Source organism: Sulfurimonas sp., from assembly GCF_016744025.1.
Classification (GTDB): Bacteria; Campylobacterota; Campylobacteria; order Campylobacterales; family Sulfurimonadaceae; genus Sulfurimonas.
Genome location: NZ_JADGFC010000091.1, coordinates 1 through 10,756 on the forward strand (window position 1 = coordinate 1; position 10,756 = coordinate 10,756).

Consider the following 10,756-nt stretch of genomic DNA (forward strand, 5'->3'; position numbering starts at 1 on the left):
GATCCTAACCGCTAGACGACGGGGCCAACTAAGTGTAAATATGGTGTCCTGTGATGGATTCGAACCATCGGCCACATCATTAAAAGTGACGTGCTCTACCAGCTGAGCTAACAAGACAAAATCAAACATCTCTGTTTGTGGATGGGAATTATAGACAAATCAGTTTTCAATGTCAAGCAATTATTAAAAGAATTTCAAATTTCTTTTTTAATCATTCTATTTACTCATAAAAAACATTTATTTTGATAAAAATATAACAAGGAATTACTTGACTTTTTAATATCTATTCTCCAAATAGATGTAAAGAATATATGAAATTAGGGTCTAATAAAATGTATAAAGTTACTGATTATTAAATATACATATTATATCTATGTATTAATATTAATATTAAACTAAACAACAATTAACTAGAATTGACTTATATATTTTAAAGGGAAGATAAATGAAATTATCATTAAAACTGTTACTAACAGCATCCGCTGTTTCACTACTAATGAGCGGTTGTGCTCAAAAGGTGCAAATTAAAGCTCTAAATCCAGCTGAAGTTGGAGAAATGGCTACAAAGAAGAAAATTGCAATAAGTGGTTTTAAAAATGATAGACATGGTTTATCTGGAAAAATTGAATCAGAGATAGCAAAACATAAGCTTGATCACAAAAGATACTTTACTGTTGTAAGTAGAAAAGATTTAAATAAGATTGTTGCTGAACAAAAATTGCAATCTTCAGAACTAATGGATGAAGTAACTGCAACAAGAGTTGGAAAACTTATTGGTGCTCAGGCTATAATAAATGGAGAAATTGCTTCTGCAACTGCTACTTCTGATAAATATAGAGAGAGTAGAGAAAAATGTCTTAAATGGTCTAAAGAAGGTTGTGTAAGATATAAGCATTATAAAGTAACTTGTAAAACTATACAAGCTGAAGTTTCTGCCAATGTTAATATTGTTAATGTGGAAACAGGCTCTATTATATATGGAGATACTATTAGTAAAGAGTACAGTGCAGATTCATGTAAATCAGGAAGCTCAGTTTTAGGCTTTATGGGAGCGGGTTCTTCATCTAATAAAATTTTATCAAAAGGTCAAGCTTTAAACAGACTAACATCAGCAATCGCATCTGAGTTTGTGTATAAATTAACACCTCATTATATTCACTTTAATGTAGAATTGATTGACAGTATAGAACTAGATGGTATAACTGATAGACAAGAACAAACTTTTGAGAATGCTTTAGCATATATAAAAGCAGGTCGTATGAACAAGTCAGCAAAACTTTTACAAGGTTTACTTGATGAAGTTAATGGAAAATCATATGTAATAGCATATGCATATGGAGTTGTTAATGAAGCGCAAGGTAAATTTGATGAAGCTAAAAAATTATATGAAATGGCTGATGATTTAACAATAGAGCCAGTTGATGAAATAAATTCAGCAATGTCAAGAATTGATGGGCTTATTGATAAAAGAGAAGAAGCAAAGCAACAGATGAATGCTAAGTAAGTCTAAATTGTTTAAATTATATTTAATTCTAATAACTACAGTTTTAATATTTAGTGGTTGTGGTGGCAGCTCTGCTGCTCCAGTTGCAAAGCCAAAAGTACTTCCTGCATGGATAAATGCTCCACTTCCAAGTGATAATAATCAATTTATGTATGGTATGGGTATTGAGTCTGATAGAGAGTCTGCAATTAAAGCTGCCCTAAGTGATATGATTGCAAAGCTTGGTACGACTATTGAGTCTTCATATGAGTCTAATCAAGAGGTTCAAGGTTCTTTTTCTAAATCTACAATCAAAAATCAAATAAAATCTGCTGTATCTAAGGTAAAGATAAATAACTACAATGTTATTAAGTCACATAAGGTTAGTTACAGAGAATTTGCTGTTATGATTGAAACAGATAAGCAAAAGCTTTTAAAGGGACTAAAAGAGAACTTAGAAATTCAGAAAAAAAGTATAGTGCAAAAATACAATTCTCTTAACGGTAGAGATTCTTTAAGTAAATACAACACTAAAAAAGAGTTATCTGCTGAAGCTTCTACATTACTTCCGGTGATTTTTATAATATCTGACCTAGATAGTAGTTTTGATAAGAAAAAGAATTTAAGTTTTGTAAGTAAAAAGCAAAAAGAATTTTTAGCAGAGTCTAAAAAACTCAGATTTTTTGTTAGTGGAAATTCTAAATCTTCTAAGTTTGTACAAAATATAAAAAATTACTTGGCACAAAATAATTATAAGGTTTCTAGTTCAAAGACAAACTCAGTACAAATAAAGATAAATACTACTGACAGAGTAAACAGAAATATAGCTGTTTTAAACATGAATGTAAGCGTCTTTGATAAGTCTCAGCGTATTGGTGGGAAATCAGTTATATTAAAAGAGAGATACAATGGCTCAATGGCTAGTGTATACAAAAATGCTTCAATCCATTTAAAACAAGATATCAAATCTCAAGGTATCAACGAAGTAATAGGCATTAATCTTAAAATAGATTAATCTGCCTATACTTTCACTATGTATAAACAATCCGAAATATATTATATAAGCCAAGAAAAACTAAAAGATAAAACATATTTTGAAAATATTATCTGTTTAAATAAAGACAATAGTTATTATTGGAGTGATGATTGGTCTTGTGAATTTTATATTGACTTGGCTAAAGCTGGTTTTATAAGCACTACCTATGATACTAAAGAGGGACTAGTTCTTCTTCCTGAACTACAGTTTGATTATTCAATATTAGACTTTAAAGATCTTCATATATCAAAAAAAGTAAAAAAACTACTCTCAAGTAAGAATTACAACTTTTCTATTAACACTAGATTTTCTGAAGTGCTTGAAAAAATATCTACTCAACATAAATACAATTGGTTAAAAGATCAATATTTAGAGCTTTTAAAAAAATTACATACGAGTAAAGAGAATAATAATTTTCAAATAATTTCAGTTGAAGTAGTTTCAAAAGATTCTAATGAACTTATATCAGGAAAAGTTGGTTATATAATCGGCTCTACCTATACAAGATTGAGTGGATTTAGCTCAAAAGAAAAAAAGTATAATAACTATGGAAATTTACAACTTGTTTTATTAGTAAATTTTTTAGAAAAAAATGCTTTTAAATTCTGGAATTTAGGGGATACGCATATGCCATACAAGCGAAAACTTGGGTGTAAAATATATGAGAAAAATGTCTTTTTAAAAAGATGGAATGAAGAGAGTAATTCAACAATCATTAACCCCTCTTAGGTATACTTTCATCAGATTTAATATAAGGTCAATTAGGCATGGTTTCTAAAATACAAACGATAAAAGAAGAAGTTTCTAAAGTAGTTGTTGGACAAGATAGAATGATAGATGGTTTACTTATCGCTCTTTTGTGTGAAGGACATATTCTAATAGAAGGTGTTCCAGGACTTGCAAAGACTACTACAGTTAATGCACTGGCAAAATCATTAGGTTTAAACTTTAAAAGAGCTCAGTTTACTCCAGACTTACTGCCTTCAGATATTCTTGGTGCAGAGATTTATGACCCACAAAATAATAGTTTTAAAATTAAAAAAGGGCCTATATTTACTAACCTTCTTTTAGCAGATGAGATTAACCGTGCTCCTGCAAAAGTACAATCGGCTCTACTTGAGGTTATGCAAGAAAAGCAAGTTACTCTTGGAGATGCAACATTTAAGTTAGATCTTCCATTCTTTGTTATGGCTACTCAAAATCCAGTTGAACAAGAGGGTGTTTACCAACTTCCAGAAGCTCAACTAGATAGATTTATGCTAAAGATTATAGTTGATTACAACACAAAAGATGAAGAACTAGAAATTGCAAGACGTATATCTAGTGGAAGTTTTGAAGAGATTCAGAGTGTTGTTAGCCACGAAGATTTAGAGAAATTAAAAAAAGAAATCAAAAGTGTTCATATAGATGCAGAGGTTGAAGAGTATATTATTGAACTTGTAAATGCAACTAGAAATCCAATTGAATATGGGCTTGATGAGTTAAAAGACTTTATTCAATTTGGTGCTTCACCTCGTGTAAGTATAGATATGTTTAAAGCTGTAAAAGCTATGGCATTTTTAAGAGGTAAAGACTTTGTAACACCTGTTGATGTTGCATATATTGTTAAAGAGATTATGCGTCATCGTATTGTGCTTACTTACGAGGCTGAAGCTGAAGGTATTACTACTGATGAAATTATCCAAAAAGTTTTAGAAACTGTAGCAATTCCTTAGGTTATTGACTTGAGTAAACTTCAAAAAATCCTAGTTCGAGCAAGACGACAGGTCTTTAGTGAAATGGTTGGTAATAACCCTTCTGTTTTTCAAGGAGAAGGTTATGACTTTATTGAGTTGCGTGAATATATGGCAGGTGATGATATTCGTCATATTGACTGGAATATTACCGCTAAGATGCAGAAGCCTTTTATCAAAATCTTTCGTGAAGAAAGAGAGTTAAATGTCGTTGTTGCAAGTGTTCTAAATGGAAGTGTTCACTTTGGTTCTAAAAAATTCAAACAAGAAACTGTAGCTGATATATCTGCACTTCTAGGTTTTTCAACTTTGAAAAATGGGGATTTACTAAGTTCATATATTTTCACAGATAGGATGGTATCAAACTCAAAACCAAGTAAAAAACTTCATCAAATTCAAAAGAATGTTTCAGAAATTTTAAACTTTAATGCAATCAATGAAAAAGTTGATTTTAAAGTTATATCGGACACTCTATACAGACGACTAAGAAGAAAATCACTTATCTTAGTAATTGGAGATTTTTTCGAGATTCCAGACTTTAAACTACTTGCAAAAAAGCATGAGGTTATTGCAATAGTTGTTCGAGATATACTTGAAGAAAAACCACCAAAGATGGGATTTGCATCTTTTGTTGATCCAGAGAGTGGGGCGGCTTTAGAAGGTGATTTTAATTCTTCAAGCGTAAATGCGTATGCTAAAAAAGTGGCACAACATGATCGCAAACTATATGAAGCATTTAGAAAACAGCAGATTAGATTTACAAAAATATATACACACAGCAGTGCTGCTGTAGAACTTCGTAGATTGTTTGAGGGTAGGTAGATGCAAGGACAAGATAAAAGTTTTGATATCCCATTACACGATATAAAACCAATCATTGATATACCAGAGTATTCTTTTTACTATCTTTTAGCTGCTTCTTTGTTCGCTCTTATGATAGTTTTGGGAGTTATTTATCTTATATATAAATGGATTAAAGCGAGAAATGCTTTTAATATAAGAAGAGAAAATATAAAAATAATTAACTCATTAGACCTAAGTGATACTAAACACACAGCTTATATAATAACTTCTTTAGGTCTGATTTTTAAAGATGATAGTCCAAGACATACTGAGATGTACAATAATTTAGTGCAAAGGCTAGAACCATATAAGTATAAAAAAGAAGTAGAAAAATTTGACAGAGAGGTTCTAGGATTTATAGAACTGTATAAAGGCATGATTGATGTTTGATGGAATTTATTTTGAATTTGCAGAATTCTCTCTTGTAATCTTGATTTTCATTGCCTGTTCTTATTTTTGTAAGATGAGAATGACATCTCTATATTTTCCTCATACAAGACAGTTTATGAAAAATACAGTCTCTGCATCTAAGCTGATACTATTTTTAAAATGGCTAGGAATTCTTATGCTCATAGTTGCATTAATGTCGCCTGTAAAAGATGAGCCATACGAGTTAGAACCAAAAGAAGGTTATGAAATTGCACTTATCCTTGACGCTTCTCAGTCTATGAAAGCACAGGGTTTTGATGTTAAAAATCCACAATTGACTAGATTTGATGTAGTTAAAGATATTGTAAGTAGCTTTGTAAAAGAGAGAGCAAATGACAATATAGGCTTAGTTGTTTTTGGAGCTTACTCTTTCATCGCATCTCCACTAACTTATGATGAGAATATTTTAAATAAAATAATCTCACAACTTTATATAGGTATGGCTGGAAAATATACAGCTCTAAATACATCTTTAGCTCAGGGTGTAAACCTTCTTAAAATGACTAAGTCCACATCCAAGGTTGCTATTTTACTAACAGATGGTTTTAGTACTCCAGAAATTGATAAAATTCCTATGGATGTAGCCTTGGATATGGCAGTTAAAGAAAAGGTAAAAGTTTATCCTATTGGTATTGGAATGCCACATGAGTATAATATTCAGGTTTTAAGAAAAATAGCTGATAAAACTGGGGGTAGAGCTTTTGGAGCTGCAAGTGCAACTGAACTTTTAGAAGTTTACAAAGAGATAGACGCACTGGAAAAGTCAGAGATAAAAGCTGAGACTTTTTCATACTTGAAGTATTACTACACATATCCCCTTTTCATAGCTTTGTTATCTCTAATGTTTTATGTTTATCTGAGAAATAAAAGGGGATATGCATGAGTTTTTTACATCCTGAATTTTTATACTATATGTTGCCACCTCTTTTTATACTGTTTGGACTTTTACTTATTCAAAAAGAGACACAAGCTCATTTCTTCTCTAAAGAAGTGATGGAAAAGTTAAAAGTTGGGGCTAATACCTTAAGCATTCGCGTGAGAAATGCCTTGTTTTTACTAATTGGATTTTTTATAATAGTAGCACTTGCTCAACCTGTTATAGATGATGGAATTATTACTGTAAAAGCAAAAAGTGCAGATATCATGATAGCTCTTGATATTTCAGACTCAATGCTTGCAGAGGACGTTTACCCTAACAGACTAGAGTTAGCCAAACAAAAGGCTCTTGCACTACTCGCAGAGGCTCCTGATGAGCGTATAGGTATTATGGCATTTGCAAAAAACTCATACCTTGTCTCACCACTTAGTTTTGATACAAGTGCAGTAAGCTTTTTATTAACTCAGTTAGACACCACTTCCATAACTCAAAAAGGTACAGACTTCCTCTCTATCTTAGATATTTTTTCTAAGTCACAAGATAATAAGGGTGAAAAATACCTTCTTATCCTCAGTGATGGAGGGGATGCTAATGACTTCTCAGATGAAATAGAACTAGCAAAAGAGAGTAAAATAGTAGTTTTTATATTGGGAGTAGGGACTACAAAAGGAGCTCTTATAAAATTGAAAAATGGAACTTTTATTAAGCATCTTGGAGAAGTTCTAGTTTCTAAATTAAATGAAAATGTATCAAAACTTGCAACTTCTAGTGGAGGTGTGTATATACAAAATACAACTTCATCTTCTGATATTATAGCAATGCTGAGAGAGATAAAAAATATTTCAAAAGAAAAAGAATTAAAGAGCGAAGATGTTCATAAGTATATTCCACTTTTTTACTATCCACTAGCTTTGGCTCTTTTTATTTTACTGATTGCAACTAGTTCTATGCGTAAGGGAGTAAAGACTCAACTTCCTTCTGTTTTTGTTCTTGTAGCACTTCTTTTTGTATCTTCACAAACAAGGGCTGGCATCTTGGATTTTATGGATATTAAAGATGCTAAGAGTGCTTATGAAGCAGGGGATTATGAAAAGTCTGAGAAGCTTTATAAAAACTATGCCGATAAATCCAAAAATGGAGAAAGTTTTTTCAATGCAGGAAACTCTCTTTACAAGCAAAAAAAATATAAAGAAGCAGTTAGCTTGTATGAAAAAGCGACCTTTGATGATGAAAGTTTAAGAGCAAAAAACTTTTCAAACTTAGGTAATGCTAATGCAAAAGGAAAAAATCTTCAAAAGGCTGTAGAAGCTTACGAGAAGTCCTTAGAAATACAAGAAGATAAGGATACAAGAGAAAATCTTCAAGAGGTTAAAAAACTTATAAAAAAGCAAAAAGAAGACTCTAAAAAGAACGATAAACAAAACGACAAAAAAGATAAAAAGAAAGATGATAAGAATAAATCAAAAGATTCTAAGTCTGGAGATAAAAATTCCGATAAAAAAGACAAGTCTAAAAAAGAAGAAGATAGTTCAAAAAGCAAAGAGTCAAAAGATAAAAATCAAAAATCTGATGACATGAAGTCTAAAAAAGAGAATGGTTCAGATTCAAAAGATAAAAAAGATGCAAAGAAAGAAAAAGATAAAAAAGAGCAGTTAGAAAAACTTGATAAAGATGATGATAAAAAGAGTTCCCAAGAACAAGGTAAAGCACAAAAATCATCTAAAGAAAAAATGAGTGATGCTGAAGAAGCTAAATGGATAAATCAACTGAATTTACAAAAAAATACTTACTTGTATAAGATGGGTGAGCAAAAACCTATGAAGGAAAATAGCAATGAAAAACCTTGGTAAGATAGCCTTACTTTTACTTTTAGCGCAATACATAGCATTAGCTAGTGTAAGAGCAACAGTAGATGCAACTAATATAGAAGTTGGGGAAATGATTACTTATTCTTTACATATTTCAGGTGAAGATGTTCAAAGACCAAATATTCACTCTCTTTGTGGCACAGATGTAATCTCTACTAGTGCAAGAACCTCTATTGAGATGATAAATGGAGATATATCTAGAAGTAATATCCTAAGCTATAAATTTATGCCTCAAAGAAATTGTATTATAGAACCTATCGAAGTTGAAATAGATGGAACTATTCAAAAGAGTAACTCTGTAGAGATAAAAGTTGGCGAAATAGTTGCCAATAAAGACGCTGATTTTATACTAGTACTTGATACTTCTACAAAAGAAGTATTTGTTGGTGAAGCCTTTGATGTAACTCTACTTTTTAAACAAAAAAGAGGAGCTGAAGCTGTTGATAGTAAATTTGTTGCACCTGAGTTAAAAGGTTTTTGGATTAAGAATGAGTCAAAGCCACAAAGAAGTGAAGATGGAAAATATGCAGTTTCAAAAGTAGTCTATACTATGGCAGCTCAAAGAGTTGGAAAACTTAATATTACTAAGGCACAGATGCGAATAGCATCTAGAGATCATGTACGTGATAGTTGGGGTGCATGGATACCAAAAATCAAATGGAGAACATATTACTCAAATGAGCTGAGTGTGGATGTGAAACCGCTTCCTGGCGGAGTTGAACTTGTTGGTAATTTTAGTATTATTGCAACTGCGGATAAAACAGAGATAAATCCTAGTGAAGCTCTTAACCTTACTATAGAGGTTTTAGGAGATGGTAACTTAGAAGATATAAAAAGTTTTAAGCCATATATAAATGGTGTAAATATTTTTGATGAAAAAATAGTTGTAAGAGGAAATAAATTGACGCAAAAAATAGCTTTCGTAGCGGAAAGAGATTTTACAATAGCACCATTTATTTTAAAGTATTTTGATCCAATTACAAAAGAGATAAAAACTATCTCAACAAATGAAATAAATATAAAAGTAAAAAATGCAAAACCTAAAGAAGAATTAACTATAAAAAGAGAAGAAAAAGAGTTAACAAAAGTTGTTGTAGAAACAACTCCTTTATCAAATTCTTGGGTTATTTTGATTTTCATACTAGGACTAATTTTAGGTGCACTGATTATGTTCTTGAAACCGTGGATATATTTAAAGAAAGAAAAAAGTGTTTCTATTAAGGATCATAAAGTACTTCTTATAAAACTGCTTCCTCATAAAAATGATGAACAAGTTCAAAATATAGTAGATATTTTAGAAAAAAATATTTACTCAGATGCTAAGATAGATTTAGATAAAAAACTCTTAAAAGAGATAATAAAAAAATATAACTTAGTCTAGTATATCGTGAAGTTTATAACCATCATTCATGGTTTTATTTACTTCGTTCCATTCATCATCTTTTATGCTTTTTTTGAGCATTTGAAGTTCACCTTCAAAAAGCTCTATTGCTTCAAGCAAGTTGGATTTATTTTGTCTAAAAATATCTTCCCACATGTTAGGTGAACTCTTCGCTAGTCTACTCATAGAACGAAAACCACCTGCAGCAAGAGCTAGAATATTGTGTTTATTTTCTTGTTTCATAACAGTATTGGCAATTGAATAAGAGATTGCATGAGGCATATGTGAGATAAAAGCAGCATGTCGGTCATGTTCATTTGCTCCCATAAAATACTTTCGCATCTCAAGAGCTTTAAATATTTTTCTACTTACTTGTTGTTGAACTTTACCGCTATCTTCTAAATCACATAAAACTACTACTTGATCTGTGTATAAATTTTCAATTGCTGCTTGTGGTCCAAAGTTCTCTGTTCCAGTCATTGGATGTGCTGCAATAAAGTTTTTTCTTATTGATGGAGGGATAGAAGAGACTATTTTAGATTTTGTACTTCCAAGATCAATAATTGTAGTGCTTTCATCAACCTCTGTTAATCTATAAAGTGCAGAAATAACCCCATCGACGGGAATTGCTAAAAAAATTACATCATAGTTTTTAACTTCTTCAAAATCAATAATTTTACTTACTAAACCAAGTTCTAGGGCTTGTTCTTGATGCTGTTTGTTATGATCACTTCCAACTATTTTTTCAATAAAATCTAATTTTTTTAGACTAAGTGCCAGTGAGCCACCCATTAGTCCAAGTCCTACTATTGCAATATTCATATTATTCTTTTTTATTAAGTTGCAAAATTATGTCACAATTTACTTAACATAAGCCTAACCTTTATATATTCTACTGAGACATTTTAATATTATTTTTTCCATTTTCTTTTGCTTTATATAGAAGTTCGTCAGTTTTTTTATAAAGTTTATCAACATCTGACTCATCACAGTTCTTAATAATGAACATTCCCATAGTATAATGAACCCCTAAAACTGAACCAGTAAAATTTGTTTTCTTATTTCAAAAATGATAAAATTGAAATAGAAAATATAGGGATTAAATA

11 protein-coding genes and 1 tRNA gene are annotated in these 10,756 nt (G+C 30.9%); 9 read left to right on the forward strand and 3 right to left on the reverse strand.

Annotated elements, in window-relative coordinates:
• Positions 1 to 41: 41 nt before the first annotated feature.
• Positions 42 to 117: transfer RNA gene (locus QZZ48_RS11490), tRNA-Lys, on the reverse strand.
• A gap of 328 nt (positions 118 to 445) precedes the next feature.
• Between QZZ48_RS11490 and QZZ48_RS11495 the strand changes: the two genes are divergently transcribed.
• Genes QZZ48_RS11495 through QZZ48_RS11535 form a run of 9 tightly spaced genes read left to right on the forward strand, consistent with a single transcriptional unit; the run spans position 446 to position 9,650 of the window.
• Entirely contained in the window at positions 446 to 1,504 is a 1,059-nt protein-coding gene (locus QZZ48_RS11495; RefSeq protein WP_294965899.1) for a CsgG/HfaB family protein, read from the forward strand.
• Positions 1,505 to 1,511: 7 nt separating this feature from the next.
• Positions 1,512 to 2,498, forward strand: a complete 987-nt coding sequence (locus QZZ48_RS11500; RefSeq protein ID WP_294965901.1) for an LPP20 family lipoprotein — start codon at positions 1,512 to 1,514, stop codon at positions 2,496 to 2,498.
• 18 nt (positions 2,499 to 2,516) lie between these two features.
• Positions 2,517 to 3,248, forward strand: coding sequence for a hypothetical protein (locus QZZ48_RS11505; protein ID WP_294965904.1), 732 nt, complete (start codon positions 2,517 to 2,519; stop codon positions 3,246 to 3,248).
• Positions 3,249 to 3,286: 38 nt separating this feature from the next.
• Complete coding sequence (locus QZZ48_RS11510) at positions 3,287 to 4,234, forward strand: MoxR family ATPase (protein WP_294965907.1); 948 nt, start codon at positions 3,287 to 3,289, stop codon at positions 4,232 to 4,234.
• 9 nt (positions 4,235 to 4,243) lie between these two features.
• Entirely contained in the window at positions 4,244 to 5,074 is an 831-nt protein-coding gene (locus QZZ48_RS11515; protein ID WP_294965908.1) for a DUF58 domain-containing protein, read from the forward strand.
• A complete protein-coding gene (locus QZZ48_RS11520; RefSeq protein ID WP_294965911.1) occupies positions 5,075 to 5,485 on the forward strand; it encodes a hypothetical protein in 411 nt (136 codons plus the stop codon).
• Positions 5,478 to 6,407 carry a VWA domain-containing protein gene (locus tag QZZ48_RS11525; RefSeq protein WP_294965914.1) on the forward strand — a complete coding sequence of 310 codons (930 nt, stop codon included), beginning with the start codon at positions 5,478 to 5,480 and terminating at the stop codon, positions 6,405 to 6,407. Before QZZ48_RS11520 ends, QZZ48_RS11525 begins: the two co-directional genes overlap by 8 nt.
• Positions 6,404 to 8,251 (forward strand): VWA domain-containing protein, encoded by a 1,848-nt coding sequence (locus QZZ48_RS11530; protein ID WP_294965917.1) that lies wholly within the window; start codon positions 6,404 to 6,406, stop codon positions 8,249 to 8,251. Before QZZ48_RS11525 ends, QZZ48_RS11530 begins: the two co-directional genes overlap by 4 nt.
• On the forward strand, positions 8,235 to 9,650 hold the full coding sequence (locus tag QZZ48_RS11535; RefSeq protein WP_294965920.1) for a BatD family protein: 1,416 nt from the start codon (positions 8,235 to 8,237) through the stop codon (positions 9,648 to 9,650). Before QZZ48_RS11530 ends, QZZ48_RS11535 begins: the two co-directional genes overlap by 17 nt.
• On the opposite strand, the gene QZZ48_RS11540 is transcribed toward QZZ48_RS11535, so the two are convergent.
• Both QZZ48_RS11540 and QZZ48_RS11545 read right to left on the reverse strand, forming a co-directional pair.
• On the reverse strand, positions 9,642 to 10,472 hold the full coding sequence (locus tag QZZ48_RS11540; protein WP_294965923.1) for a prephenate dehydrogenase: 831 nt from the start codon (positions 10,470 to 10,472) through the stop codon (positions 9,642 to 9,644). The genes QZZ48_RS11535 and QZZ48_RS11540 overlap by 9 nt on opposite strands.
• Positions 10,473 to 10,542: 70 nt before the next feature.
• Positions 10,543 to 10,665, reverse strand: a complete 123-nt coding sequence (locus QZZ48_RS11545) for a hypothetical protein (protein WP_294965926.1) — start codon at positions 10,663 to 10,665, stop codon at positions 10,543 to 10,545.
• Positions 10,666 to 10,756: the final 91 nt, after the last annotated feature.